The sequence below is a fragment of the Streptomyces sp. NPDC057743 genome (assembly GCF_042798755.1).
In the GTDB taxonomy this organism is placed as follows: Bacteria; Actinomycetota; Actinomycetes; order Streptomycetales; family Streptomycetaceae; genus Streptomyces.
The window spans coordinates 50,001-75,713 of record NZ_JBHVJX010000035.1; the positions used below are offsets into that span (position 1 = coordinate 50,001).

A 25,713-nucleotide genomic window follows, 5' to 3' on the forward strand; every position below is an offset into this window, starting at 1 on the left:
GGGCGCGCCCCTGGGTGGTCCATTCCGGGGCGGGTGTCCGGGGGTTCCGCTCTGCCGGGATCGTCCCGTTCACCGGGATTTCATCCCGCGTCGGTGGTGTCGTTGCCGACACGGAAACGCGTCATGTGCCGTGCCTTGACGGGTAGTTGGGCGCTCTTTATGGTCCGCAGGACAAGGGACATCCTACGTCCGGCCCGTGCAGGGGGTGACCCGTGACGTCTGCCAGCTCCGTGCCGTACCGGGCCGGGACCGAGGGCTATGCCAGCTTCCGCATCCCGGCCGTGGTGCGGGCGCGCTCCGGGGCGGTGCTGGCGTTCGCCGAGGGGCGGGTCGACTCGGCCGCCGACGCGGGCCACATCGACCTCGTGCTCAAGCGCTCCACCGACGGCGGCCGCACCTGGGGCCCGCTGCGCCGCGTCGCTCGCAACGGCACCGCCACGGCCGGCAACCCCGCACCCGTCGTCCTCGCCGGCGGCCGGGTGCTCCTGGTCCACGTCCGGGCCGCCGCCGACGCCACCGAGGACCGGATCCGCCGCGGTCTGGTCCGGCCCGCCGACGGCCGCCGGGTCTGGCTCCAGCACAGCGACGACGACGGTGTGAACTGGAGCCCGCCGCGAGAGATCACGGCCAGGGCCAAGCTGCCCGGGTGGCGGTGGTACGCCACCGGGCCGGGGCACGCCCTCCGGTTGCGCCACGGCCGGCACGCCGGGCGACTCGTGGTCCCCGCCAACCACTCCGTGGCGCCCACCGCCCCCGGGGACACCGGCACCGAGCCCCGCTACGAGGGCGGACACCTGCTGCTCAGCGACGACGACGGCGCCACCTGGCGGATCGGGTCCGCCGGCCTCGGGGCGGCCGCGACCGCCGCGCCCAACGAGACCACCGCCGCCGAACTCCCCGACGGCACCGTCTACCTCAACGCCCGCAACGCCGCGAGCGCCGCCTGGCGCCGCCTGGATGCGGTCTCGACGGACGGCGGGGAGCGCCTGGCCGCCCCCTTCCGGCCGCAGGCGGGGCTCGTCGGGCCGCGGGTCCAGGGCAGCGCCCTGCACCTCGACGACCGCGGCGCCCTGCTCTTCTCCGGGCCCGCGCACCCCGAAGCGCGCGCCCTGATGACCGTGCGCGCCAGCCGGGACGGCGGGGTGACCTGGCGGCCGGTGCACACCGTCGACGGGCGTCCCGCGGGCTACGGCGACCTCGTCCGGCTCGACTGGGACACCGTCGGACTCCTGCACGAGACGGGTGACTTCAGCGCCTACGAGACCCTCACCTTCCGCCGCATCCCCCTGGACGGGCTGGCGTGACCGGCGCGGGCGCCCCGCGCGGCGCGGTCCGCCGTCGCACGGTCCTGGGCGGGGCCGCCGCGGCCGGGTTCGCGCTCGCCGGCTGCGATGCCGGCGGCGCGGGCGCGCCCCGCGTGCGTCGGAAGGGGCAGCGGATCACCCTCACCTTCTGGAGCTGGGTGCCGGGCATCGACCGGCCCGTGGACCTGTGGAACCGCCGCCACCCCGAGGTCCAGGTCAGGGTCGAGAAGGTGTCCGCGGTCAACGGCGAGCAGTACGCGAAGATGCACGCAGCCATCAAGGCCGGCAACCCGCCCGACCTGGGCCAGATCGAGTTCCCGGTGATCCCCAGCTTCCTGTTGGACAACGGGCTGCGCGACCTCGCCCCCCTGGGCGCCGCCCGCCACCGTGGGGCGTTCCTCGCCTGGCAGTGGCGGCAGTCCGTCTTCGGCCCGGGCATCTACGCCATTCCGCAGGCCAGCGGCCCGATGGGGCTCTTCGTCCGGCAGGACCTCTTCGACCGGTGGGGCGTGCGGGTGCCGCGGACGTGGGCCGAGTACGCGGCGGCCGCCGAGGCGGTCCGGCGGCACGGCGCCTGGATCGAGACCTTCGCGCCGACCAACGGGAACCGCTTCGCCGGCCTGGCCTGGCAGGCCGGCGCCAAGTGGTTCGCCACCCGGGGCGACACCTGGATCGTGCACCTCGACGACGAACCCACCCGGAGGGTCGCCGACTTCTGGGAGGCGCTGGTCCGCCGCGGGCTGGTCAAGACCATCCCGGACCGCCGGGACGCCTGGTACCGGGACCTTCAGACCGGCGCCATCTCGGCCTGGGTGGGCGCCAGTTGGGGCGACGCCCTGTTGGCCGGCAACGCGCCCGGCACCAAGGGGCGTTGGCGGGCCACCCCGCTGCCCCAGTGGCGCCCCGGCGAGCGGGCGTCCGCCAACTGGGGCGGCTCCACCACCGCCGTCTTCGCCGCCGCCCGCTACCCGAGGGACGCCCTGGACTTCGCCCTCTGGCTGAACACCGACCCGGAGTCGATCACCCTGCTCCTCAAGGGCGGTTACGGCTTCCCCAGCGTCACCTCCGGCTACCGCCGGGCCGCCCTCGACGCCGACCGGGACTTCTTCGGCGGCCAGCCGTACGGCGCGGTCTTCGCCGACGCGGGCGCGCATGTGGACACCAGCTGGCAGTGGGGGCCGGACGTGGACGCGCTCTTCCAGGACCTCGGGGACGCCCTCACCGACGCGCTCGCGGACGGCAGTTCGTTCCGTTCGGCGCTGGCGAAGGTGCAGCGGCGGACCGTGGCCGACCTGCGGGACAAGGGGCTGAAGGCGGAGGCCGGCGGATGAGCGGGCGCCGCGGGCACGGCGCGCGGGCCGCGGCCGGCCTCGTGCTGCCCTTCCTCGCCCTCTTCGCGCTGTGCTACCTCGCCCCGGTCTGCTACGCGGTGTGGACCAGCCTGCGGCGCACCGTGCACACCGGCCCGCTGGGACTGGGGCAGCAGCACGAGGTGTTCGCCGGCCTCGCCAACTACGGCCGCGCGCTGGCCGACGACCGGTTCCTGGCCGGCTTCGGCCGGGTGCTGCTCTTCGGCGCCGTGCAGATCCCGGTGATGACGGCGCTGGCCACCGCCCTGGCGCTCCTCCTGGACAGTGCCGCGGCCCGTTGGGTGGCCTTCTTCCGCGGCGCGTTCTTCCTGCCCTACGGAGTGCCGGGGGTGATCGCCTCGATCCTGTGGGGCTTCCTCTACGTCCCGGGCCTGAGCCCGTTGGTGCGGATCGCCCAAGCGGTGGGCTGGGACGTCGACTTCCTCTCCCGGGGCAGCGTGCTGTGGTCGCTGGCCAACATCGTCACCTGGCAGTTCACCGGCTACACCATGCTGGTGCTGATCGCCCAGCTCAAGTCCGTCCCCGGCGAGCTGTACGAGGCGGCGCGGATCGACGGCGCGGGCGGCTGGCAGGTGGCTCGGTACGTCAAACTCCCGCTGATCCGGCCGGCGTTGGTGCTCACCGGGGTCTTCAGCATCATCGGCACCCTGCAGCTGTTCGCCGAGCCGATGGTGCTGCGCCCGCTGACCTCCGCCATCGACTCCGGCTACACCCCCAACCTGCACGCCTACAGCGAGGCGTTCGTCGGCGGCAACGCGCACCGGGCGGCGGCCGAGGCGGTGTTGCTGGCGCTGGTGGCGTGCGCGGCGTCGTTCGGCTTCCTGCGGCTGGTCGGCGGGCGCGGAAGGGAGCGCCGATGAGTACCCAGGTGGCAGGGGTCCGGCACCGGATCATCACCGCCTCCCTGTTGGCCGTCGCCGCCCTCTACTTCCTGGCGCCCGTCTACTGGTTGGTCGTCTCGGCCACCAAGAGCAGCGCCGACCTCTTCGGTACCTTCGGCTTCTGGTTCTCCGCCCACCCACGGCCGGTCCGGTACCTCACCGACGTCCTCGCCTACGACCACGGCGTCTACCTCCGCTGGTTCGCCAACTCCCTGCTGTACGCGGGGATCGGCGCGCTGGGCGCCACCCTGCTGTCGGCCGCGGCGGGCTATGCGCTGGCCAAGTTCCCGTTCCGGGGCCGGGAGACGGTCTTCGGGCTGGTGCTGGCCGGGGTGCTGATCCCGAGCACCGCGCTGGCGCTGCCGCTGTACTTCCTCTTCAGCGCGCTGGGGCTGGCCAACACCTACGGGGCGGTGCTGCTCCCCAGTGTGGTCAGCCCGTTCGGGGTGTACCTGTGCCGGATCTACGCGGCCGCCGCGGTGCCCGACGCGCTGGTGGAGGCGGCCCGGATCGACGGGGCGGGCGAGGGCCGGATCTTCGCCGGGCTGGGGCTGCGGCTGATGGGGCCGGCGCTGGTCACCGTCTTCCTTTTCCAGTTCGTGCACATCTGGAACAACTACTTCCTGCCGCTGGTGATGCTCTCCGACTCCGACCTCTACCCGGTCCAACTGGGGCTGACCACCTGGATCGGCTACGCGGACCGGCAGCCGGTGCTCTACCAGTACACGGTCGGCGGCGCGCTGTTGTCGGTGCTGCCGCTGATGGTCCTGATGACGGTCCTCCAGCGGTACTGGCGTACGGGGTTGACCGAGGGGAGCGTCAAGGCGTGACCGCGCCACGGGGGCCGGACCGCGGCGTGACAGTATCGCTGTCATGACTACTTCTGACGCTGCTGCGACTCCGCCCGCGACCCCGTCCGCCGGTTCGTCCGACGCCGCGAAGCCGGCCGCCCGCGACCCCTGGGACCTGCCCGACGTCTCCGGTCTGGTGATCGGTGTCCTCGGCGGCACCGGCGACCAGGGCCGCGGTCTGGCCTACCGGTTCGCCCGGGCCGGCCACAAGGTGATCATCGGTTCCCGGGCCGCCGAGCGCGCCCAAGCGGCCGCCGCGGAGCCCCTGTTGGGCGGCCTGGGCGTGGAGGGTGCCGCCAACGCCGACTGCGCGCGGCGCAGCGACGTGGTGATCGTCGCGGTGCCCTGGGAGGGCCACGCCAAGACGTTGGAGGCGCTCCGCGAGGAGCTGGCCGGCAAGCTGGTGATCGACTGCGTCAACCCGCTCGGCTTCGACAAGAAGGGCGCCTACGCGCTGAAGCCGCAGGAGGGCAGCGCCGCCGAGCAGGCCGCCGCGCTGCTGCCGGAGTCCAGGGTCACCGCCGCGTTCCACCACCTCTCCGCGGTGCTGCTCCAGGACCCCAAGATCGCGGAGATCGACACCGACGTGATGGTGCTGGGCGAGCGCCGGGCCGACACCGACCTGGTGCAGGCGCTGGCCGGCCGCATCCCGGGGATGCGCGGCGTCTTCGCCGGCCGGCTGCGAGGCGCCCACCAGGTCGAGTCGCTGGTCGCCAACCTGATCTCGGTCAACCGCCGCTACAAGGCGCACGCCGGCCTGCGGGTCACCGACGTCTGAGCCGTCCGTCGCCCTCCCCGCCGGTGCGGGCGGGGAGGGCGCGACGCGAGCGCCGCGGGGCATTTGGGACACTGGTGCCGACCGTACGACCGACAGGAGTCGCCCCCATGCCCTCGCTGCCCCCGCCCGGACCGGACCGGCGCCTCGCGCTGCTCTCCCTCGCCGTGTGCCTGCTCGCCGCCGCCGCGGCGGTGGTGTCCTTCGTCCGGGGCAGCTTCGTGGGCATCGTGTGGGTGCTGATGGCCGGCGTCTCCAGCAACATGGCGTGGTTCTACCTGCGCAAGGCGAAGCTGGCCCGGGCCCGTCAGGCCCAGGCGTCCGGCTGACCGGCCGGGGCCCTCACGCCACACCACCGACCTGCGGCACCTGCGGCTCGCCCTGCCAGAAGCGGAAGAACTCCTGGCCCCAGTAGGTGTCCCAGGCCGGCACGCCCAGCCCGCGCAGGACGGTGTGCACCAGCTCGAAGAAGACCTGGTTGACCTCCGGCACCCACAGCAGCCCGAAGACCACCAGCATCCCGAACGGCGCGAACGGCTCGACCTGGCGCCGCAGCCCCCGAGGCAGCCACGGTTCGAGCACGCCGTAGCCGTCCAGCCCGGGCACCGGCAGGAAGTTCAGGATCGCCGCGGTCACCTGGAGCAGCGCCAGGAACGCCAGCGCGTAGCGGAACGGGTCCGGGACGCCGTCCAGGGCGCCCAGCCAGAACGGCGCGCTGATCACGACCGCGAAGAGCACGTTGGTCAGCGGTCCTGCGGCCGAGATCAGGCTGTGCCGCCAGCGGCCCCTGATCCGGCCGCGCTCGATGAAGACCGCGCCGCCCGGCAGCCCGATCCCGCCCATGATCACGAAGAGCACCGGCAGCACGATGCTCAGCAGCGCGTGCGAGTAGACCAGCGGGTTGAGGGTGAGATAGCCCTTCGCGCCGACCGTGAGGTCGCCGCCGTGCAGCGCGGTGCGGGCGTGCGCGTACTCGTGCAGGCAGAGCGACACCACCCAGCCGGCGACCACGAACAGGAAGACCGCGAAGCCGGTGTTGGCCGCGAGCGTGCCGCTCCACACCGCCCATCCGGAGACCGCGAGGACGGCGACGAGCGCGAGGAAGACCGGGTGGACGCGGCGTTCGGCGCGCGGGACGGCGGTGGTCATCGGTGCGGGGCTCCAGGGTCGTTCGGGGGCGGGATCCGGCCGGGGGGCCGGGCGGGCCGTCCCCGACCGTATCCGCGGTGCGGCCGTCGGTGCACGGGCCGTGGCGCTCGGTCGCCGCGGGGGCGGGCCGGTGCGGGCGTCCCGTGCCCGCAAAACGCGGCTCGGTACGCGGGGAGTTCCGGCGGCGGGCGACAATGTCCCGGTGCGCTACGGAATTCTCGGCACCACCCAGGCCGGCCGGGCCGACGGTATTCCCGTCGTCCTCGGCGGCGCCCGGCTGCGCGCGCTGCTCGCCGCGCTCGCGCTGCGCCCCGGCCGGGCGCTGCCCGCGGACGCCCTGATCGCCGACGTCTGGGGCGCGGATCCGCCGGCCGACGCCTCCGGCGCTCTTCAGGCGCTGGTCGGCCGGCTGCGCCGGGCCCTGGGCCGGTCCGCGATCGCCTCCGTCGACGGCGGCTATCTGCTGTCCGCCGAGCCGGACGCGGTGGACCTGCACCGCTTCGAGCGGCTGACGACGGAAGGAGGCCGGGCGCTGGACGCCGGCGACCCGGCCCGGGCGGCCGCCCTGCTGGACGAGGGCCTGGGCCTCTGGCGCGGCCCGGCCCTGGTGGACCTGCCCGACGCGGCGAGGGAGACGGCCCGCGCCGAGAGCCGCCGGCTGGACGCCCAGCGGCTCCGGCTCGCCGCCGATCTGGACCTGGGCCGGGCCGCCGCGGCGCTGCCGGCGCTGACCGCGCTCTGCCAGGACCGCCCGCTGGACGAGCCGCTCCAGGTGCTGCGGCTGCGCGCGCTGCGGGACGCCGGCCGCTCGGCCGAGGCGCTCGCCGCCTACGAGGAGATACGCACCGGCCTCGCCGACCGCCTGGGCGCCGACCCCGGCCCCCAACTGCGCGCCCTCCACGCCGAACTGCTGCAACCCGACCTCGCCGCGGCGCCCTTGGCCCCCGCCCCGCCGCCCCCGGCCGCGCCCGCGTCGCCATCCCCCGCCGCACCCGCGCTGCAGCCCCCCGCCACCCCCCTGACCGGCAACCTCCGGGCCCGTCTCACCTCCTTCGTCGGCCGGGAGCAGGACCTGGCCGCGCTCCGCGGCGACCTGGCCGCGCACCGGCTGGTGACGCTGCTGGGCCCGGGCGGCGCCGGCAAGACCCGGCTCTCCCAGGAGGGCGCCGAGACCGCCGCGGCCGCGCTGCCGGACGCCTGGCCGCACGGCGTCTGGCTGGCCGAGCTGGCGCCGGTGGACGATCCGCGGACGGTGCCGGAGGCGGTGCTGACCGCGCTCGGCGCCCGCGAGACGGTGGTCCTCGGCACCACCGCCGACGGGCTGCGGCACGCCTCCGACGCGACGGACCCGCACGCCCGGCTCGCCGAACACTGCGCGGGCCGCCGGATGTTGCTGGTGCTGGACAACTGCGAGCACGTCATCGACGCCGCCGCGGAGCTCGTCGAGCGGCTGCTGACCGCCTGCCCGGGCGTGACCGTGCTGGCCACCAGCCGGGAGCCGCTGGCCGTACCGGGCGAGGTGGTGCGGCCGGTGGAGCCGCTGCCCGACCCGGTGGCGCTGCGGCTGCTGGCCGACCGCGGGGCCGCCGCCCGCCCCGGCTTCGACGTGGCGGCCGACGCTAAGACCGCGGCGGCCTGCACGGAGATCTGCCGCCGGCTGGACGGACTGCCGCTGGCGATCGAACTGGCCGCCGCCCGGCTCCGGATGATGACGCCCCGCCAGATCGCGGACCGGCTCGACGACCGCTTCCGGCTGCTCACCACCGGGAGCCGCACCCTGCTGCCGCGCCAACAGACCCTGCGCGCGGTGGTGGACTGGTCCTGGGACCTCACCGACGAGCCCGAACGGGCGGTGCTGCGGCGGCTGTCGGTCTTCGCCGGCGGCTGCGAACTGGCCGCCGCCGAGGAGGTCTGCGCGGGCGACGGCGTCGCCGCCCACGAGGTCGCCGGGCTGCTCGGCTCGCTGATCGACAAGTCGCTGGTGGTCGCCGCCCCGGGGGGCGGCGACGGCACCGGGCAGATGCGCTACCGGCTGCTGGAGACGGTGGCCGAGTACGCCGGCGAGCGGTTGGACGAGGCCGGCGAACGGGCCGCCGTGGAGCGCCGCCACCTGGTCGCCCACCGCGAACTGGCCCGCACCCTCGACCCGTTGCTGCGCGGCCCGCAGCAGCGCGGCGCGATCGACCGGCTGGAGCTGGAGCACGACAACCTGCGCACCGCGCTGCGCCGCGCCATCGCCGCCGGCGACGAGCAGGAGGCGCTGTGCCTGGTGCTCTCCCTCCAGTGGTTCTGGTCGCTCCGTGACCACCGGGGCGACGCCCGCACCTGGTCCGTGGCCGCCGGCGAGCTGGGCCCCAACCCCTTCGTCGCGCCCGTCGAACCCGCCCCCGACCTGTATGTGCAGCCCATCGACGCGCCCCCGCCGATGCCCCCCGAACTGCTGGTGGAGGCCCGCCGCCAGGTCCGGCTGGTGGCGCTGTCCACCAGGGACAGCGATCTGGAGGCGCTGCGCCACCCGGACATGCAGGAGGAGCTGTCCGGGATCATCGCCGCTTACCGCGGCGGGATGCCGCAGACCTGCAAGGTGCCCGGGGTGATGTGGTACTACGCGGTGCTGATCGCCGGCCGCTGGGAGGAGCTGGCCGAACTGGTCGACGTCGCCGTCGAGGCGTGCCGCGGCCACGGCTACGACTGGGAGTTGGCCTACGTCCTGCAGATGCGCTCGAAGGTGCTCAACGACCATGCCGGCGGCCTCGACCAGGCGGTGCAGGACGCCGACGAGGCGCTGCGGATCTTCCTGGGGATCGGCGACGCCTGGGGCGCGGCGGAGGCGCTGGCGGGGCGCGGCGAGAGCGCCGAGAAGCGCGGCGACTTCGACGCCGCGGCGCGCGACTACCGGGCCGCGATGGTGCACGCCGAGGACCTGGGCGCGCACGGTCAAACCCTGGTGCTGCGGGCCCGGTTGGGCGCGGTGATGATCGAGGACGGCCGGCCTGAGGAGGGCGAGCGGTTGCTGCGGGAGGTGCTGGCCGAGGCGGAGGACCGGCACGGCGGCCGGGACGCGGTGCCGTTCACCCGCATGACGCTGGCCATGTGGTTGCAGGTGGCCGGGCGCACCAAGGAGGCCCGCCGCGAACTCCTGCTGGTGCGGGACGCGTTCGCCTCGCACGGCCCGGACATCTTCCGGGGGGTGCTGGAGGGCTCGCTGGTCTCGCTGGACGTGGACGAGGGGCAGCACGGCCCTGACCTGCTGGTCAGGGTGCGCAGGGCGATCGAGCTGACCCGGGACCCGCTGGCGCAGATCGTGGCGCCGGACCTGCCGCTGGTGCAGCTGTTGACCGGCGCCCGGGCGCTGTTGGCGGTGCGCGGCGCGGACGCGGCGCGGGACGCGGCCCGGCTGGTCGGCGCCTACGAGGCGGGGCGGGCCCGGTCGCACATGGTGCCGCGGATCGTTAGGGACGAGCGCGCCCGCACCGAGGCGGCCGCCCGCGCGCTGCTCGGCGACGCGGCGTACGCGGCGGCGCTGGCCGAGGGCGGCGGACTCTCGCTGGACGAGGCCACCGCCCTCATCTGACGCGAGCCGGGCGGGCCTTGACCGCCCGCGGGAGGCCCCCGCGGGCGGCTGCGTCAGGTCTTGGTGCGGAACTTCCGCACGGCCAGCGGCATGGTCACGGCGGTGATGGCGACCGCCCAGCCGAGCGTGATCAGCGCCGGGTGGGCCACCGCGCCGTGGCCGTTGATCAGCGCACGGGCCGCGTCGGCGAGGTTGGACAGCGGGTTGACCTTGGTGAAGCCCTCCAGCCAGCCGGGCATCGACTGCGTCGGCGCGAAGATCGACGAGCCGAACTGGAGCGGCATCAGCACCAGCATCGCCAGGCCCTGCACCGCCTGCGGGGTCTTCACGCTCAGCCCCAGCAGGATGAAGATCCACATCAGGGCGGCGCCGAAGAGCGTGGACAGCGCGATCGCGGCCACGAACTCCAGTGCCGAGCCGCGTATTTCCAGGCCCAGGGCGAAGCCCATGCCCAGCAGGATCGCGGTGGCCAGCAGCATCCGGCCGACCTCGACGACGATCTTGGCTATCAGGACCGAGGACCGGGCGATGGGCATCGTCCGGAAGCGGTCCATCACGCCCTTGCGGAAGTCCTCGTTGACGCCGGAGCCCACCGCCATGGCGATGTTCATGCCCATCATCGCCATCATGCCGGGCACCAAGTACTGCACGTACTCGTGCTGGTTGCCCTTGCCGGCTATGGCGCCGCCGAAGACGTAGACGAACAGCAGGATGAAGATGACCGGCATCAGCAGCGCGTCGAAGAGCGTCTCCGGGTCGTGCTTGATCTGCACGAGGTTGCGCCGGGCCAGCGCGCCGATGTGCCGCAGATTGCTGCGCACGCCGATCCGGCCCTCGTCGGTGGTGGGTCGGGCGGCGCCCGTCGTGATCGTGGCGGTGCTCATGCCCCCACCTCCGCGTACTGCTCGTGCTCGTCGGACGGCTGGGGGCCGCCCGCTTCGTCGGTCCCGCTGCTCTTCTGGCCGGTGAGGGCCAGGAACACCTCGTCCAGGCTGGGTAGATGGGTGCTGATGCCGGCCAGCGCGAAGCCGTGGGCGCCGAGCACCCCGATCACCGCGGTCAGCTGCTCGTCGCTGAGGATCGGCACGTTGACCACGCCCTCGGCGTGGTCGGCGGTGGCCCCGCCGACGCCGTCCAGGCCGGCCTGGGCCAACGCGCCCGCCATCGCGTCCAGTTCGCCGGTGTCGGCCGGCCGGATCTGTAGCGTCCGCCCGCCGACCTTGGCCTTCAGCTCCTCGACCTGGCCCTCGGCGATCACCCGGCCGCGGTCGATCACCGCGAGCTCGTGGGCGAGTTGCTCGGCCTCCTCCATGTACTGGGTGGTCAGCAGGACGGTGGCGCCCTCGCGGACCATCCGCTGGACCTCCTGCCACACCTCGTTGCGGGTGCGCGGGTCCAGGCCGGTGGTCGGCTCGTCCAAGTAGAGCACCGAGGGGCGGCCGATCATCGAGGCGGCCAGGTCGAGCCGGCGCCGCATGCCGCCGGAGTACTTCCCGGCCGGTCGCTTGGCGGCCTCGGTCAGCGAGAACCGCTGAAGCATCTCGTCGGCGCGGGCGCGGGCGTCCTTGCGGCCCAGGTCGAGCAGGCGGCCGATCATGTAGAGGTTCTCGAAACCGGAGAGCTTCTCGTCGACCGAGGCGTACTGTCCGGTCAGGCCGATCCGGCGGCGCAGTGCGCGGGGTTGGCGCACCACGTCGCAGCCGGCCACCACGGCGCGGCCGGCGTCCGGCACCAGGAGGGTGGACAGGCAGCGTACGAGGGTGGTCTTGCCGGCGCCGTTCGGGCCGAGCACACCGAGCACGGTGCCCTCCCGCACGTCCAGGTCCACCCCGTCGACGGCCTTCACCTCGCCGAAGTGCTTGACCAGACCGCGCACCTCGACGGCGTTTCCGCCCCTGGTGGTCTTCGTCTGTCGCGTCATGTCCCCAACGGTGCCAGGGACCACCGACAACGCACCGACAGGCCGCCGACAGCCTGTGGATAACCGGCGTCCGGCGGCCTGTCGGCCGGTTCCCTAGGACCTAGGTCCTAGGGCGCTTCTGACGGATCTCCGTGGCGTCGCGGCGTCTGGCACGCACGCTCGCGGCGTTGCCGCAATGCCCCCCATAGCTCGGCTATGAAGCCATCCCGGCGCCTTGCGATCGCACGCACCAGACGCCGCTCCTTCCTCCACGGAGATCCATCAGAAGCGCCCTAGCGGAAGGTGTGCTCAGCGGCGGGGAACGCGCCGCCCACCACGTCCTCGGCGAACTCCTTGGCCGCGCCGCCCAGCAGCTCGCGCAGGTTCAGGTACTGCTTGACGAACTTCGGCACCCGGCCCGCGGTGAAGCCGGCCATGTCCGTCCACACCAGCACCTGGGCGTCGCACTCGACACCGGCGCCGATGCCGACGGTGGGGACGTGCAGCGAGCGGGTCACCTCGGCGGCCAGCTCGGCCGGCACCGCCTCCAGCACCACCGCGAACGCCCCGGCGTCCTGCACCGCCTTGGCGTCCCGCAGCAGTTGCTGGGCGGCCTCCTCGCCGCGGCCCTGGACCGGGTAGCCGCCGAAGGCGTGCACCGACTGCGGGGTCAGCCCGACGTGCGCCATGACCGGGATGCCGGACGAGACCAGCAGCTCCACCTGGTGCGCGGAGCGCTCCCCGCCCTCCAGCTTGACGGCGCCCACCCCGGCCTCCTTGACCAGCCGGGTGGCGCTGCGCAGCGCCTGGACCGGGCCCTCCTGATACGAGCCGAACGGCAGGTCGGCGACGACCAGGGCGCGGGTGGTGCCGCGGACCACCGCGGCGGACAGCACGGTGATCTCGTCCAGCGTGACCGGCACGGTGGACTCGTAGCCGAGGTGGCAGTTGCCCATCGAGTCGCCGACGAGCAGCACCGGGATGCCGGCGTCGTCGAAGACCGAGGCGGTCATCGCGTCGTAGGCGGTGAGCATCGGCCACTTCTCGCCGCGCTCCTTGGCGGCGGCGATGTCGCGGACGGTGATCCGCCGCGAACGGGTGCCCCCGTAGAGGGACTTGGGATTGTCCTTGCCGGTCGTGGCGACGGGCTCCTGGGGTGCCCCCGTGGCCGGTTTCCGGGCAGGCGAAAGCTGCGTCATGGTGACGGCTCCTGTTTCCTCATCTCGAAGCACCCTGACGGTGTCTCCGGACTCCCGTCCATGCTGGCACGGCCCGCCCGGGGAGTAAAAGGGGGCGGCCGCAGCGGCCGGCCCCCCGCAGGTCGGGGGTGTTCCCGCGAACCGGTGGCACCTCCCGGCGCCCCTGTCAATACGGAACGGTTCCGTATCGGAAGCGGCGTATGGTGGCGCCATGGCCACCTCATCGACGCCACCCGACGCACCCGGCGCTCCCGCGGCCCCCCGCATCCCCGAGCACATCCACCGGCGGCGCTGGGTGATCCTCTCCGTCCTGATGCTCAGTCTGCTGATCGTGGTGCTGGACAACTCGATCCTCAACGTCGCGATGAAGACCATCGCGACCCCGGCCCCGCACGGCCTCGGCGCCACCCAGAGCGAGTTGGAGTGGGCGATCAACTCCTACACGCTGGTCTTCGCCGGCCTGCTGTTCACCTCCGGCCTGCTCGGCGACCGCCTCGGCCGGAAGAAGGTGCTCCTCTTCGGCCTGGCGGTCTTCGGAACCGGCTCGGTGCTGGCCGCGGTCTCCGACTCGCCCGCCCAACTCATCGCCTTCCGCGCTCTGATGGGCCTCGGCGGCGCCTTCGTCATGCCCGCCACCCTCGCCATCTTGATGAACGTCTTCGAACGGGAGGAGCAGCCGCGGGCGATCGGCGTGTGGGCCGGCGGCGTCGGGCTGGCCATCGCCGTCGGCCCGATCGCCGGCGGGCTGCTGCTCGACCACTACTGGTGGGGCTCGGTCTTCCTGATCAACGTCCCGATCGTGCTGTTCGCCCTGGGCACGATGGTGATCCTGGTGCCCGACTCCAAGGACCCCGCCCCCGGACGGCTGGACCCGCTCGGCGTGCTGCTCTCCGTGGTCGGCCTGGTCCTGCTGGTCTACGGGATCATCAAGGGCGGCCAACTCGCCGACTTCACCGACCCGGTGGTGCTGGCCACGGTCCTGTCCGGCCTGCTGGTGCTGGCCGGCTTCGTCGTCCACCAAAAGCGCAGCGACCACCCGTCCATCGACATCGGCTACTTCCGCAGGCCGGCCTTCTCGGCCGCCGTCACCGCCATCGCGCTGGTCTTCTTCGCGCTCATGGGCGTGACGTTCTTCATCGTCTTCTACGTGCAGAGCGTGCGTGGCTACAGCCCGTTGGGATCGGGGCTGTTGATCCTGCCGCTGGCCGCCGCGCAGTTGATCTTCGCGCCGCGGGCCCGGCTCGCGGTGGACCGGTTCGGCGCCCGCGCGGTGTGCACCGTCGGCATGCTGGTGGTGGCCGTCACCATGGCCGCGATGATGCTGCTGGGCAAGACCACCCCGATCTGGGTCCTGGAGGCCCTGTTCTTCTTCCAGGGCACGGGGATGGCGCACATCATGCCGCCGGTCACCGTGACGATCATGCAGTCGCTGCCGCGCGAGAAGGCCGGCTCCGGCTCGGCGCTGAACAACATCTTCCGGCAGGTCGGCGGCACCCTCGGCGTCGCCGTCCTGGGCTCGCTGCTGTCCACCAGCTACCGCACCGGCATCCAGGGCACCCTCGACGGGCTGCCCGGCCTGCCAGGACCGGTGCGGGACGCGGCCGGCGAGTCCATCGAGGCCACCCTCGGCCTCGCCGCCCGACTGGAGCCGGCGCTCGCCCGCCCGCTGACCGCCCGGGCCGACGACGCCTTCCTGCACGCCATGCACGTCACCGCGCTGGGCTCGGCGCTCGTCTCGGTGGTCGGGGCCCTGGTGGTCGCGGCGTTCCTGCCAGGCAAAATGGCCCCGGCAACGCATCCGGCGGAGCCGCGGGACGGACGGAAGGCGGGCGCAGCGCGATGACGGCGGCGGAAGACGGCAGGTCGGCGCGCGGGGCGCGCGCGGGGGCGCCCACCCCCGCGCGCCGGGGCCGCCCGCGCAGCGCCGCCGCCGACTCCGCCATCGTCGAGGCGGTGCTCCGCCTCATCGAGGACGGCGTCCCGATAGGGGAGCTGTCCATGGAGCGGATCGCCCGCGAGGCCGGCGTGGGCAAGGCCACGCTCTACCGCCGCTGGCCCGGCAAGAGCGCGCTGCTGCTCGACGTGATGCGGTCGCTGGACGCGCCCGGCCCGCCGCTGCTGGGCCGCTCGGTCCGCGAGGACCTGGTGGTGCTGCTGGAGTTCTGGCGCCACCGCGGCCTGGCCAAGCGCAGTTCCGCGGTGCTGCGCACGGTCGTCAGCCACGTCCAGGCGCAGCCCGAGCTGTGGACGCAGTACCACGAAACGGTGGTCAGGGCCCGGCACGAGGCGCTCATAGGGGTGCTGCGGCGCGGGACGGCCACCGGAGAGATCCGCACCGACCAGGACCTGGAGACCCTCGCCGACCTCTTCGTCGGCCCGATGCTGGCCCGCGCCCTGCTGCGCGAGTGGCGGGAGCTGCCCGAGGGGTTCGCCGAGGACGTCGTCGACACGGTGCTGGAGGGCGTGCGGCCCCGTCCCGCGCTGCCGGACGCGAAGGCCGGATGACCGTCGGCGGGGGGTCGTGTGATGGGACCATGCCCGTTCTGTCACAGCCGCCGTCACGAAGCGTCAATCCGGAACCCCGGGCGTCGGGCGGCCCGTCATCCCTTGCGGAACGTCGAGGCGGATCCGGCGGCACGCGGATCTAAGAGAGCGTTTCACCGCCATCACCTAGGGTCGATGATCACAGGTGAGGCGCACCGGAGCAGGGCGGCAAGGCAGTGAGGACAGCACAATGGCGCAGGCGTACGTGACGCAACCGGGACAGGGCCAGGGGTCCGAGCGGGCCGGCTCCCGGCCGGGGCGCCTGCGCAACTGGTGGCGCAGAGAGGGGATGTGGCGCCGCGGCATCGTCCTGGCGGTGCTCGCGGTGGCCCTCGGGCTGGCGATGGTGTTGCACGCCCGGATCCCCAACACCGTGGGAAATCTGGGCAGTTTGCTGGAGACCTTCCTGCCGTGGCTGGGGCTCGGCGTCCCGCTGCTGCTGCTCTGCGCGCTGTTGCGCCGCTCGGCGACGGCGCTGGTGGCGCTGGTGCTGCCGGCCGTCGCATGGTGCGCGCTCTTCGGCGGGCAGATCACCGACAAGTCCGGGACCGGCGGCAACCTCACCGTGCTCACCCACAACGTCGACGCCGGTAACCCCGACCCGGCCGGCACCGCCCGCTCCATCGTGGCCTCCGGCGCGGACGTGGTGGCCCTGGAGGAGCTGACCGGCAAGGCCCTGCCCACCTACCGCGCGGGCCTGGCCGCGGCGTACCCGTACCACACGGTGCAGGGCACCGTCGGCCTGTGGAGCAAGCGGCCGCTGGCCGATACCCGCCCGGTGGACATCAAGATCGGTTGGGTCCGGGCGCTGCGCGCCACCGTCACCGCCGCCGACGGCCGCCAGATCGCCGTCTACGTCGCGCACATGCCGTCCGTGCGGGTCCACGTCGACAAGGGCTTCACCGCGAACCAGCGGGACGGCAGCGCCCGGGCGCTCGGCGAGGCGATCGCCGCCGACCCGGTCCGCCAGGTGATGCTCCTCGGCGACCTCAACGGCACCATGAACGACCGCTCACTGGCCCCGCTGACCTCCCAGCTCCGCTCCGCCCAGGGCGCGGCGGGCGACGGCTTCGGCTTCAGTTGGCCGACCGACTTCCCGATGGCCCGGATCGACCAGATCCTGGTGAAGGGCATCGACCCGGTCAAGGCGTGGGTGCTGCCGGCGACCGGCAGCGACCACCGGCCGGTGGCGGCGACCCTGAAGGTCTGAGGAAGCGCGGCCGGGCGCCAAGGCCCGCGCCGGTCGGACGGCCCCCGGGGCGTCTGGCCGACGCGGGCTTTTCACATGCCGTTTTCGCGTCGGAATACTGGGCCTGGAACACTTTGTTCCGTACTCGAACTTAGGCGTTCGGCGCAGAACGTCCGCGCGGGTGCACCGCGCACCTCCCCCCAACCCCGAAAGGTTCTCCATGCCCTTGGCTCTGCTCGCGCTCGCGATCTCGGCCTTCGGTATCGGCACCACGGAGTTCGTGATGATGGGCCTGCTGCCCGACGTCGCGCACGATCTGGGCACCTCCGTGCCCACCGCCGGCTACCTCGTCTCCGCCTACGCCCTCGGCGTCGTCATCGGCGCCCCGCTCCTGACCGCCCTCGGCTCCCGCGTGCCCCGCAAGCGGATGCTGGTGGCGCTGATGGCGGTCTTCACGGTCGGCAACCTCGCCTCCGCCCTCGCCCCCACCTTCGGCCTGCTGGTCGCCGGCCGGCTGCTGGCCGGGCTGCCGCACGGCGCGTTCTTCGGCGTCGGCGCGGTGGTCGCCGCCCGGATGGTGCACGAGGGCCGCCGGGCCCGCGCGGTGGCGACCATGTTCCTCGGCCTGACCATCGCCAACATCGTCGGCGTGCCCGCCGCCACCCTGCTCGGCCAGCACCTCGGCTGGCGCGCCACCTTCCTCGTCGTGGCCGTTATCGGCCTGGTCGCGATGGCCTCCCTGGCCCGGCTGGTCCCGCCGCTGCCCGTCGAGGCGCACACCGGCCTCGGCGGCGAGCTGCGCGCGCTCGGCAACCGCCAGGTGCTGCTCGGCCTGCTCACCACCGTCTTCGGCTTCGCCGGCGTCTTCGCCGTCTACAGCTACCTGGCGTCGATGATGACCGAGGTCACCGGCTTCGCCGCCGGCACCGTCCCGGTGGTCCTGGCGCTGTTCGGCATCGGCATGACGCTGGGCGCGCTGGCCGCCGGGCCGCTCACCGACCGGGCGCTGCGCCCCACCCTCTACGCCGCACTCGGGGCGCTCGCCGTCGTCCTGACCGCCTTCCACTTCGTCGCGACGGTGAAGTGGGCGGCGCTGGTCAGCGTCGTCCTCATCGGCGCGGTCGGCTTCCTGACCACCACGCCGCTGCAGATGCTGGTGATGAACAAGGCCCAGCACGCGCCGACTTTGGCCGCCGCCTCCAACCAGTCGGCGTTCAACCTCGCCAACGCCGGCGGTGCCTGGATCGGCGGCCTGGTCCTCTCGGCGGGCTGGGGCTGGACCTCGCCCACCCTGGCCGGCGCGGTGCTGGCCGCCGCCGGCCTGGTGGTGGCGCTGGTCGCCGGCCTGCTGGACCGCGGCGCCCCCGAGACCACCAAGATCGTGGCGCGCGGCGGCGAGGGCGAGCCGGGGCCGGCGGCTTCGGCGGGGGAGGCGGCCGAGGCCGTCACGCCCCCTCTCGCCAGTGGTTCGTGATCGGCAGCCGCCGGTCCTTGCCGAAGCCCTTGGCGGAGATCTTGGTGCCGGGCGGGTACTGCCGGCGCTTGTACTCGGCGCGGTCCACCAGCTGCAGCACCCGGGTCACCAGCGCCGCGTCGAAGCCCTGCGCGACGATCTGGGCCCGGCCCAGGTCGCGGTCGACGTACAGCTCCAGGATCCGGTCCAGCACCGGATAGTCCGGCAGTGAGTCGGTGTCGACCTGGCCGGGCCGCAGCTCGGCGCTGGGCGGCTTGCTGAGCGTGTGCTCCGGGATCGGCGGGGTCTGGCCGCGCTCGGCGGCGGCCCGGTTGCGCCAGTGCGCCAGCTCGTAGATGACGGTCTTGTAGACGTCCTTGATCGGGCCGTAGCCGCCGACCGAGTCGCCGTAGAGCGTCGAATAGCCGCACGCCAGCTCGGACTTGTTGCCCGGCGCGAGGACCAGATGCCCCTCCTGGTTGGAGATCCCCATCAGGATCGTGCCGCGCAGCCGCGACTGGAGGTTCTCCTCGGCGAGCCCGGTCAGCCCCAGCGCCCCCAGGTAGGCGTCGAACATCGGCCCGATCGGCACCGTGCGGAAGTGCAGCCCCGTACGGCGGGCCAACTCGGCGGCGTCGCCCAGGGAATGCTCGGAGGAGTAGCGCGAGGGCATCGCCACCGCGTGCACCCGCTCGGCGCCCAGCGCGTCGCAGGCCAGCGCGGCCACCAGCGCGGAGTCGACCCCGCCGGACAGCCCGACCAGTACGCTGCCGAAGCCGTTCTTGGCGACGTAGGCGCGCAGCCCCACCACCAGCGCGGTGTAGACCTCCTCCAGATCGTCGAGCCGCTCGGCGATCTGGCCCACCGTCTGCGGCGGGTACGGCGCCAACTGCTCGGTGGAGAGCACCACATGGTCCACCCGCAGCCCGTCGTCCAGCACCCCGGACGGCGGCTCGGGCGCCGCGGCGGGCAGCTCCAGATCGAGCAGCACGCACCCCTCGGCGAACTGCGGGGCCCGCGCGATCACCCCGCCGTCCCGGTCGACGACGATCGAGTCGCCGTCGAAGACCAACTCGTCCTGGCCCCCCATCATCGCCAGGTACGCGGTGGTGCAGCCGGCCTCCTGGGCCCGCTTGCGGACCAACTCCAGCCGGGCGTCGTCCTTGTTCCGCTCGTACGGCGAGGCGTTGACGGACAGCAGCAGCCCGGCGCCGGCGCTGCGCGCGGCCGGCACCCGCCCGCCCTCCTGCCACAGGTCCTCGCAGATGGCCAGCGCCACATCGACGCCGTGGACCCGGATCACCGGCAGGGTGTCGCCGGGGACGAAGTAGCGGAACTCGTCGAAGACGCCGTAGTTGGGCAGGTGGTGCTTGGCGAAGGAGAGCGCGACCTCGCCGCCGTGCAGCACCGCCGCCGCGTTCTGCGGGGCGCCGGCCGGCCGGCCGTAGCGGGGCAACGCCTGCGGGCAGCGGTCGAGGTAGCCGACGACGACCGGGACGTCGCCCAGCCCCTCGGCGGCCAGCCGGCCGGCGAGTTCGGTCAGCGCGGCCCGGCTGGCCTCGACGAACGACGCGCGCAGCGCGAGGTCCTCGACGGGGTAGCCGGTCAGCGCCATCTCGGGGAAGGCGACGAGGTGCGCGCCCTGGCCGGCGGCGTGCCGGGTCCAGTGCACGATCGTCTCGGCGTTCCGGGCGATGTCGCCGACACAGGAATCGATCTGATTGAGGGCGAGACGAAGTTGAGGCACCCCGCCAGTCTAATCGTCTTTCTGACGCAATGGGGGTGTGACGCCATGCCGCGGCCCCCTGCGACGACGTCACAGGGGGCCGCGGTCGAGACCGGGAACCGGGTCCCGGAGGTCACTTCCGCCGGTAGCCGAGGACCGTCATCATCCCGGACTCCGAGTGGTAGATGTTGTGGCAGTGCAGCATCCACAGCCCGGGGTTGTCCGCGTCGAAGTCCACGGCCAGGCGCTCGCCCGGGTACACCAGCGTGGTGTCCTTGCGCGGCCCGCCGTTTGGCAGGTGGAAGCTGTGCCCGTGCAGATGCATCGGGTGGAACATGCTGGTGCGGTTGCGGAACACCAGGCGCACCCGCTCGCCCTCCCGCACCCCGTAGCGCTGCGACGGGGTGTACGGCCGCCCGTTGATCGCCCAGTCGAAGCTGCGCATGTTGCCGGTGAGCTTCAGGCTGATGATGCGGTCCGGCCGCCGGGAGCGGGCCCGCACGCTCTCGTGCGCCCGGAGCCGGTCCGCCGTCATCAGCCGCCCGTCCAACGCCTTCGGCCGGGCCGACGCCTCGGGGGCCCGCCCCTCGGCGGTGCGCAGCACGGCCAGCGCCGACCGCCGCTTGCCCTCGGCGAGCGCGACCAACGGGAAGACCCCGGACCTGACGGTGACCACCACGTCGTAGCGCTCGGCCATGCCGATCAGCAGCGCGTCGGTCCGGGCGTGCTCCACCGGGTTGCCGTCGGTGTGCGTCACGGTCATGTGGTGGCCGCCCAGCGCCACCCGGTACGCGGTGTCGCCGCCGGCGTTGATGAACCGGATCCGGATCCGGTCGCCGGGCCGGGCGCGGAAGGTCTCCGGGTCGTGGTGGGTCCGCCCGTTGATGAGGTGGTACGGGTAGTCCACGTTGCCGGGCATGCTGCGCAGCAGTCTGCTGTGGGCGCCGTGCAGGATCCGGGACGGGCCGCGGCCGCCGTCTCGGGGGCCGTCCCCGCGGCGCGCCCCGCGGGTGGCCCGCTCCGTGAACAGCCGCTCGGCGCCCGCGTCCAGACCCAGCCGGCCCAGGTCCATGTCGTCCGGGTCGACGTCCGGGTCGACGTCCGGCCCGCCGATGTTCGTGCTCAGGCCGCCCTCGTCCGCCCGCCCGCCGTCGCGCCCCTCGTGCCCGCGCTCCGCACCCTGGTCGTCGCGGTCGTCCCGGTCGTGGTCGTCGCGGCGGTCGTCGTCGCGCCGGTGCCCGTGCTTGCGCCGGTGCTTGTGGCCCGCGTCGCGGCCGTGCCCGTGCATGTCGTCCGCGTCGCCGTGCATCAGACCCCGGCCGTGGTTCAGCTCGTTGAGGACGGTGTCCGGGTCGCTGCCGTCCACCCCGTCGAGCCAGTCGTCGAGCACGACGACCCACTCCTTGTCGTACGCCATCGGCTCCTTGGGGTCGTCGACGATCAGCGGGGCGTAGAGGCCGTGGTCCTGTTGGACGCCGAGGTGCGGATGCATCCAGTAGGTGCCCGGGTCGGTGACCTTGAAGCGGTAGTGGAAGGAGGCGCCGGGCTTGACCGGGCGCTGGGTGACGTCGGGGACGCCGTCCATGTCGTTGCGCAGCGGCAGCCCGTGCCAGTGCAGCGTGGTCGACTGCGGCAGCCGGTTGAGCAGGGTCACCGCGAGGGTCTCGCCCGCGGTGAGCCGGAGCTCCTCGCCCGGTACCCCGTCGCCGTACGCCCAGGTGTGCACGGTCCGGCCGCCGAGGTCGACCCGGGTCTCCCGGGCCTCGACGTGCAGCCGCCGCACCGGGCCGGAGGTGCGCCGGTCTTCGGCGTCGGCGACCTCCGGGCCGTGCGGGTCGACATAGCCGCCCCGGCCGGAACGGCCGTCGTCGGGCCGGCCGTTCGGACCGGTCGCGGAGTCGGCGACGCCGGGGGCGGAGGCGGCCAGTAGGCCGCCGCCGGCGACCGCGATGCCCGCGCCGAGCAGGGCCCGGCGGGAGTGCGTACGAAGGGAATCCATGGGGTGTGCACCTCGTGGCGTTGTCGGGGACGGGGCGGGAAGACCGGGAGCGGCCGCGGACGCCGGCGCGTGACGGGGAGGGGGCCCGCGGCCCGGTGCGTCCCGGTCGAACGGGGCGGGCGGGGACCGTCGAGGGGCCCTCGGGGAGGCCCGGCGGTCAGGCGGGGCGTCGTCGGCGCGGCGGGGATATCGGCCACCGGCCGCGCGGTGGGCGACCGGACCGGGCGGTGGCCCTGCGGTGATCACGCATCGCGCACCTCTCGACGGCCGGAGACCTTCACGACGCATCCTGGGTCTCCGGGGGCCCGCCCCCGGAGGTGGCCCACCGCGCCGCTCCCGCCGCGCCCCGTGGACCGCCCGCCTATTCTTGGCCTTCCCCCGTCCCCGGCGAACCCGGCATTCCGGACGTGCCGTCGGTTTCCACCCGAACACCAGGATGTCCGTGCGCCCGACCCGCCCCGCCCCCGGTGCCCGTACGGCGGCCGCCGCCGTGCTGTTCCTCGGCGCGCTCGCCTACACCGCCTGGGTGTGGGAGCTGGTGATCGCCACCGGTCTGGACCCGGTGCGGGCGTACGTGAGCGAACTGGCCGCCGCGGACCAGCCGCTGGGCGGTCTGTTCCGGGCCACCGACCTGGTCGCCGGGCTGCTGGTGCTCCTCGGGGCGCTGCTCGCGCTCGCCACGACCCGGCGGCGGCCCTGGACCAGTGCCGGCCTGGGCGCGCTGGCCCTGTTCGGCGCCGCCACCGCGCTGGACTCCCGGCTGCCGCTGAGCTGCCCGCCCACCAGCGACCCGGTCTGCGCCGCCCGGGAGACCGCCGGACTGGTCCCGGCCACCCACACCGCGCACGCGGTCAGCTCCACCCTGGCCATGCTGGGCGCGCTCGCCGCGCTGATCCTGCTCACCGTCGCCGCCCGCCGGTACGGCCAGTGGCCCGCGCTCGCCCGCCTCGGCCCGGCGCTGGTGCTGGCCGAACTCGCCGCCACCGCCTGGACGATGGCCGAGATCGCCGTCCTCACCGCGGGCCGGGACACCTGGGCGCTCGGCGTCGGCCAGCGCCTCCAGGTGCTGCTGGTCGCCGTCTACCTCGCCGTGCTCGCCGGCTGCCTGGCCCGCCCCGGGCCCCGGGCCGAGCCCGACCCCGAGCCCGTACCGACGCCGCGCCCTGCGGACCCGCCGCAAGGAGACCCAGCCCCGTGAACCGTTTTGCACAACTCCGCCCCGCCCCCGGCCGGATGGTGCGCGTCGACGGGGTGCCGCTGCATGTGCTGAGCGAGGGCCGCGGCCCCGTCGTCGTGCTCAGCGGCGGCCTCGGCATGGCCTGGTTCGACTGGGACGCGGTCGCCGCGCTGCTCGTCCCGCACCGCACCGTCGTCCGCTTCGACCGGCCCGGCCTGGGCCTGAGCGCCCCGGCCGGTGGGCCGCCCGACCTGGCCGGCGAGGCGGACCGGATCGTCGGGGTGCTGGACGCGCTCGGCCACCGGGGGCCGGCCACCGTCGTCGGCCACTCGCTGGCGGGCTTCCACGCCGAGGCGTTCGCCCGGCTGCACCCGGACCGCTGCGCCGGGCTCGTCCTCGTCGACGGCAGCGTCGAGGAGGACCCGCGGCCCCGACTGCCGCGCGCCGTGCGGACGGCGTGGGCCGGCGCGCTGGCCCGGGCGCTGTCGGCCGCCGGGATGCCGCGCGCCCTCGGGCCCGCCACCCGGCGGCTGATCGGGCACGCCACCACCGTCGGCAGCCACCCGCCGCACCCGTGGGAGGCCGCGGGCTACCGCACCAGCCGGGTCGTGCGCGCCTGCGTCCTGGAGAACGCCAGCTACCCCTACCAGGCCGCCGACCTCGCCGCGCTGCGCACGGACCACCCGCTGCCCGCCGTCCCCGTTGCCGTCCTCGCGGCCCACGACGGCGGGGACGGCGCCCGCGACCAGCGGTGGTTGGCCCGCCAGCGGGCGCTCGCCGAGCTGTTGGGCGGCCGCTGCACGGTCGCCGCCCCGGCCGGCCACCTGATGATGGCCGACGCCCCGGAGACCATCGCCCGCGCCGTACTGGACCTCGCCGCCGACCCGGCGACCCCGGAGCGCTGACGGCCCGCGCCCCGCCGCCCGGGACAACTGCCGGGACAACCGCCGGAAGAACTGCCGGAAGGGCAAGGAACGGGCCGCTCAATACCCGGTCAACGGCCCCCCACGCCGGCTCCAAGACTGGCTCAAGCCGCCCGGAATGTGGCCGTGGGCCGCGCAGAGCCGGCCCCGCGCGGGGAAGATGCCTGGCGCGAGCGGACGGAGAACGGTTCTGATTCAGGCCAAGGGTGCGTAATGTGACGGTAACCCCCTGACGTGATACTGGTGGGCCACGACGCGATGATCCCCGCGTGGACAGGCCGAATGACCTGCAAGGATTGGTGAACCATGGACAAGCAGCAGGAGTTTGTGCTCCGGACCCTGGAAGAGCGCGATATCCGCTTCGTCCGGCTGTGGTTCACCGACGTCCTGGGCTTCTTGAAATCCGTCGCGGTGGCCCCGGCCGAGCTGGAGCAGGCATTCGACGAGGGCATCGGCTTCGACGGCTCGGCGATCGAGGGCTTCGCCCGGGTCTACGAGTCCGACATGATCGCCAAGCCGGACCCGGGCACCTTCCAGATCCTGCCCTGGCGCGCCGAGGCCCCCGGCACCGCCCGGATGTTCTGCGACATCCTGATGCCCGACGGCTCGCCCTCGTACGCCGACCCGCGGTTCGTCCTCAAGCGCATCCTGGCCAAGACCTCCGACCTCGGCTTCACCTTCTACACCCACCCCGAGATCGAGTTCTTCCTGCTCAAGGACAAGCCGGTGGACGGCTCCCGGCCGATCCCCGGCGACTCCTCCGGCTACTTCGACCACACCCCGCAAAACGTCGGGATGGACTTCCGCCGGCAGGCCATCACCATGCTGGAATCGATGGGCATCTCGGTGGAGTTCAGCCACCACGAGGGCGCCCCCGGCCAGCAGGAGATCGACCTGCGCTACGCCGACGCGCTCTCCACCGCCGACAACATCATGACCTTCCGGCTGGTGATGAAGCAGGTCGCGCTGGAGCAGGGCGTGCAGGCCACCTTCATGCCCAAGCCCTTCTCGGAATACCCGGGTTCGGGCATGCACACCCACCTCTCGCTCTTCGAGGGCGACCGCAACGCCTTCCACGAGTCCGGCGCCGAGTACCAACTCTCCAAGGTGGGCCGCTCGTTCATCGCCGGCCTGCTCCGGCACGCCGCCGAGATCTCCGCCGTCACCAACCAGTGGGTCAACTCCTACAAGCGCATCTGGGGCGGCGCCAACCGCACCGCGGGCGCCGGCGGCGAGGCCCCCTCCTACATCTGCTGGGGCCACAACAACCGCTCCGCGCTGATCCGCGTGCCGATGTACAAGCCCGGCAAGATGGGCTCCACCCGCGTCGAGGTCCGCTCCGTCGACTCCGGCGCCAACCCGTACCTGGCGTACGCGGTGTTGCTCGCGGCCGGCCTCAAGGGCATCGAGGAGGGCTACGAACTCCCGGCCGGCGCCGACGACGACGTGTGGGCGCTGTCCGATTCCGAGCGCCGGGCGATGGGCATCGAGCCGCTGCCGCAGAACCTCGGTGAGGCCATCGAGTTGATGGAGCGCAGCGAGCTGGTGGCCGAGACCCTGGGAGAGCACGTCTTCGACTTCTTCCTGCGCAACAAGAAGCAGGAGTGGGAGGAGTACCGTTCGGAGGTCACCGCCTTCGAGCTGCGGAAGATGCTGCCGGTGCTCTGAGGCCGGACCACCCCTCGGGTCCGCGCCGACC

20 protein-coding genes are annotated in these 25,713 nt (G+C 73.7%); 14 read left to right on the plus strand and 6 right to left on the minus strand.

Annotated features, from left to right (window positions below; genetic code table 11):
• The first annotated feature begins 212 nt into the window (after positions 1-212).
• The 6 genes from ACFVFQ_RS30820 (at position 213) to ACFVFQ_RS30845 (ending at position 5,510) form a co-directional block, all read left to right on the plus strand.
• Positions 213-1,304, plus strand: coding sequence for an exo-alpha-sialidase (locus tag ACFVFQ_RS30820; RefSeq protein ID WP_383422328.1), 1,092 nt, complete (start codon positions 213-215; stop codon positions 1,302-1,304).
• Positions 1,301-2,635 (plus strand): ABC transporter substrate-binding protein, encoded by a 1,335-nt coding sequence (locus ACFVFQ_RS30825; RefSeq protein ID WP_383422330.1) that lies wholly within the window; start codon positions 1,301-1,303, stop codon positions 2,633-2,635. The genes ACFVFQ_RS30820 and ACFVFQ_RS30825 overlap by 4 nt, the downstream gene beginning before the upstream one ends.
• The gene (locus ACFVFQ_RS30830) at positions 2,632-3,534 is read left to right on the plus strand and encodes a carbohydrate ABC transporter permease (protein WP_383422332.1); all 903 of its coding nucleotides are present in this window, start codon (positions 2,632-2,634) and stop codon (positions 3,532-3,534) included. The genes ACFVFQ_RS30825 and ACFVFQ_RS30830 overlap by 4 nt, the downstream gene beginning before the upstream one ends.
• Positions 3,531-4,385, plus strand: a complete 855-nt coding sequence (locus tag ACFVFQ_RS30835; RefSeq protein ID WP_383422334.1) for a carbohydrate ABC transporter permease — start codon at positions 3,531-3,533, stop codon at positions 4,383-4,385. Before ACFVFQ_RS30830 ends, ACFVFQ_RS30835 begins: the two co-directional genes overlap by 4 nt.
• 43 nt (positions 4,386-4,428) lie before the next feature.
• Positions 4,429-5,184 carry an NADPH-dependent F420 reductase gene (gene npdG, locus ACFVFQ_RS30840; RefSeq protein ID WP_383422335.1) on the plus strand — a complete coding sequence of 252 codons (756 nt, stop codon included), beginning with the start codon at positions 4,429-4,431 and terminating at the stop codon, positions 5,182-5,184.
• A gap of 107 nt (positions 5,185-5,291) precedes the next feature.
• Complete coding sequence (locus tag ACFVFQ_RS30845; protein ID WP_383422336.1) at positions 5,292-5,510, plus strand: hypothetical protein; 219 nt, start codon at positions 5,292-5,294, stop codon at positions 5,508-5,510.
• A 13-nt stretch (positions 5,511-5,523) separates the two neighbouring features.
• On the opposite strand, the gene ACFVFQ_RS30850 is transcribed toward ACFVFQ_RS30845, so the two are convergent.
• Positions 5,524-6,330: a site-2 protease family protein gene (locus tag ACFVFQ_RS30850; protein WP_383422338.1), complete on the minus strand. Its 807-nt coding sequence runs from the start codon at positions 6,328-6,330 to the stop codon at positions 5,524-5,526.
• A gap of 202 nt (positions 6,331-6,532) precedes the next feature.
• On the opposite strand from ACFVFQ_RS30850, the gene ACFVFQ_RS30855 reads away from it, so the two are divergent.
• Positions 6,533-9,904, plus strand: a complete 3,372-nt coding sequence (locus tag ACFVFQ_RS30855) for a BTAD domain-containing putative transcriptional regulator (RefSeq protein WP_383422340.1) — start codon at positions 6,533-6,535, stop codon at positions 9,902-9,904.
• A 53-nt stretch (positions 9,905-9,957) separates the two neighbouring features.
• Here ACFVFQ_RS30855 and ACFVFQ_RS30860 read toward each other — a convergent pair whose 3' ends face one another.
• The 3 genes from ACFVFQ_RS30860 to panB all read right to left on the minus strand — a co-directional run bounded on the left by ACFVFQ_RS30860 (position 9,958) and on the right by panB (position 13,003).
• The gene (locus ACFVFQ_RS30860) at positions 9,958-10,788 is read right to left on the minus strand and encodes an ABC transporter permease (RefSeq protein WP_383422341.1); all 831 of its coding nucleotides are present in this window, start codon (positions 10,786-10,788) and stop codon (positions 9,958-9,960) included.
• Positions 10,785-11,825: an ATP-binding cassette domain-containing protein gene (locus ACFVFQ_RS30865; RefSeq protein WP_383422343.1), complete on the minus strand. Its 1,041-nt coding sequence runs from the start codon at positions 11,823-11,825 to the stop codon at positions 10,785-10,787. Before ACFVFQ_RS30865 ends, ACFVFQ_RS30860 begins: the two co-directional genes overlap by 4 nt.
• Before the next feature lie 272 nt (positions 11,826-12,097).
• On the minus strand, positions 12,098-13,003 hold the full coding sequence (panB, locus tag ACFVFQ_RS30870; RefSeq protein ID WP_383422347.1) for a 3-methyl-2-oxobutanoate hydroxymethyltransferase: 906 nt from the start codon (positions 13,001-13,003) through the stop codon (positions 12,098-12,100).
• A 211-nt stretch (positions 13,004-13,214) separates the two neighbouring features.
• Here panB and ACFVFQ_RS30875 point away from each other — a divergent pair, with 211 nt between their 5' ends.
• From ACFVFQ_RS30875 to ACFVFQ_RS30890, 4 genes are all read left to right on the plus strand, one after another.
• Positions 13,215-14,846, plus strand: coding sequence for an MFS transporter (locus ACFVFQ_RS30875; RefSeq protein ID WP_383422350.1), 1,632 nt, complete (start codon positions 13,215-13,217; stop codon positions 14,844-14,846).
• Complete coding sequence (locus ACFVFQ_RS30880; RefSeq protein ID WP_383422352.1) at positions 14,843-15,508, plus strand: TetR/AcrR family transcriptional regulator; 666 nt, start codon at positions 14,843-14,845, stop codon at positions 15,506-15,508. The genes ACFVFQ_RS30875 and ACFVFQ_RS30880 overlap by 4 nt, the downstream gene beginning before the upstream one ends.
• Before the next feature lie 328 nt (positions 15,509-15,836).
• A complete protein-coding gene (locus ACFVFQ_RS30885; protein ID WP_383422376.1) occupies positions 15,837-16,757 on the plus strand; it encodes an endonuclease/exonuclease/phosphatase family protein in 921 nt (306 codons plus the stop codon).
• Between the two features lie 199 nt (positions 16,758-16,956).
• On the plus strand, positions 16,957-18,210 hold the full coding sequence (locus ACFVFQ_RS30890) for an MFS transporter (RefSeq protein WP_383422354.1): 1,254 nt from the start codon (positions 16,957-16,959) through the stop codon (positions 18,208-18,210).
• Here the strand turns inward: ACFVFQ_RS30890 and ACFVFQ_RS30895 are convergent.
• Together ACFVFQ_RS30895 and ACFVFQ_RS30900 are read right to left on the minus strand one after the other, a co-directional pair.
• Positions 18,182-19,936: an NAD+ synthase gene (locus ACFVFQ_RS30895; RefSeq protein ID WP_383422356.1), complete on the minus strand. Its 1,755-nt coding sequence runs from the start codon at positions 19,934-19,936 to the stop codon at positions 18,182-18,184. The genes ACFVFQ_RS30890 and ACFVFQ_RS30895 overlap by 29 nt on opposite strands.
• 112 nt (positions 19,937-20,048) lie before the next feature.
• Complete coding sequence (locus tag ACFVFQ_RS30900) at positions 20,049-21,914, minus strand: multicopper oxidase family protein (RefSeq protein WP_383422358.1); 1,866 nt, start codon at positions 21,912-21,914, stop codon at positions 20,049-20,051.
• Between the two features lie 436 nt (positions 21,915-22,350).
• Between ACFVFQ_RS30900 and ACFVFQ_RS30905 the strand changes: the two genes are divergently transcribed.
• The 3 genes from ACFVFQ_RS30905 (at position 22,351) to glnA (ending at position 25,682) form a co-directional block, all read left to right on the plus strand.
• Positions 22,351-23,112 carry a DUF998 domain-containing protein gene (locus ACFVFQ_RS30905; protein ID WP_383422360.1) on the plus strand — a complete coding sequence of 254 codons (762 nt, stop codon included), beginning with the start codon at positions 22,351-22,353 and terminating at the stop codon, positions 23,110-23,112.
• Between the two features lie 35 nt (positions 23,113-23,147).
• The gene (locus ACFVFQ_RS30910; RefSeq protein ID WP_383422378.1) at positions 23,148-23,996 is read left to right on the plus strand and encodes an alpha/beta fold hydrolase; all 849 of its coding nucleotides are present in this window, start codon (positions 23,148-23,150) and stop codon (positions 23,994-23,996) included.
• 324 nt (positions 23,997-24,320) lie between these two features.
• Positions 24,321-25,682, plus strand: coding sequence for a type I glutamate--ammonia ligase (gene glnA, locus ACFVFQ_RS30915; RefSeq protein WP_274916014.1), 1,362 nt, complete (start codon positions 24,321-24,323; stop codon positions 25,680-25,682).
• Positions 25,683-25,713 lie beyond the last annotated feature (31 nt).

What these genes read in the sequence shown, in the direction of transcription:
- ACFVFQ_RS30865 (WP_383422343.1), bottom strand. Translation starts at nt 11,825, where the DNA reads ATGACGCGACAGACGAAGACCACCAGGGGCGGAAACGCCGTCGAGGTG.
- ACFVFQ_RS30880 (WP_383422352.1), top strand. Translation starts at nt 14,843, where the DNA reads ATGACGGCGGCGGAAGACGGCAGGTCGGCGCGCGGGGCGCGCGCGGGG.
- ACFVFQ_RS30835 (WP_383422334.1), top strand. Translation starts at nt 3,531, where the DNA reads ATGAGTACCCAGGTGGCAGGGGTCCGGCACCGGATCATCACCGCCTCC.
- ACFVFQ_RS30845 (WP_383422336.1), top strand. Translation starts at nt 5,292, where the DNA reads ATGCCCTCGCTGCCCCCGCCCGGACCGGACCGGCGCCTCGCGCTGCTC.
- npdG (WP_383422335.1), top strand. Translation starts at nt 4,429, where the DNA reads ATGACTACTTCTGACGCTGCTGCGACTCCGCCCGCGACCCCGTCCGCC.
- glnA (WP_274916014.1), top strand. Translation starts at nt 24,321, where the DNA reads ATGGACAAGCAGCAGGAGTTTGTGCTCCGGACCCTGGAAGAGCGCGAT.
- ACFVFQ_RS30900 (WP_383422358.1), bottom strand. Translation starts at nt 21,914, where the DNA reads ATGGATTCCCTTCGTACGCACTCCCGCCGGGCCCTGCTCGGCGCGGGC.
- ACFVFQ_RS30830 (WP_383422332.1), top strand. Translation starts at nt 2,632, where the DNA reads ATGAGCGGGCGCCGCGGGCACGGCGCGCGGGCCGCGGCCGGCCTCGTG.
- ACFVFQ_RS30910 (WP_383422378.1), top strand. Translation starts at nt 23,148, where the DNA reads ATGGTGCGCGTCGACGGGGTGCCGCTGCATGTGCTGAGCGAGGGCCGC.
- ACFVFQ_RS30905 (WP_383422360.1), top strand. Translation starts at nt 22,351, where the DNA reads ATGTCCGTGCGCCCGACCCGCCCCGCCCCCGGTGCCCGTACGGCGGCC.
- ACFVFQ_RS30875 (WP_383422350.1), top strand. Translation starts at nt 13,215, where the DNA reads ATGGCCACCTCATCGACGCCACCCGACGCACCCGGCGCTCCCGCGGCC.
- ACFVFQ_RS30850 (WP_383422338.1), bottom strand. Translation starts at nt 6,330, where the DNA reads ATGACCACCGCCGTCCCGCGCGCCGAACGCCGCGTCCACCCGGTCTTC.
- ACFVFQ_RS30885 (WP_383422376.1), top strand. Translation starts at nt 15,837, where the DNA reads ATGTGGCGCCGCGGCATCGTCCTGGCGGTGCTCGCGGTGGCCCTCGGG.
- panB (WP_383422347.1), bottom strand. Translation starts at nt 13,003, where the DNA reads ATGACGCAGCTTTCGCCTGCCCGGAAACCGGCCACGGGGGCACCCCAG.
- ACFVFQ_RS30860 (WP_383422341.1), bottom strand. Translation starts at nt 10,788, where the DNA reads ATGAGCACCGCCACGATCACGACGGGCGCCGCCCGACCCACCACCGAC.
- ACFVFQ_RS30890 (WP_383422354.1), top strand. Translation starts at nt 16,957, where the DNA reads ATGCCCTTGGCTCTGCTCGCGCTCGCGATCTCGGCCTTCGGTATCGGC.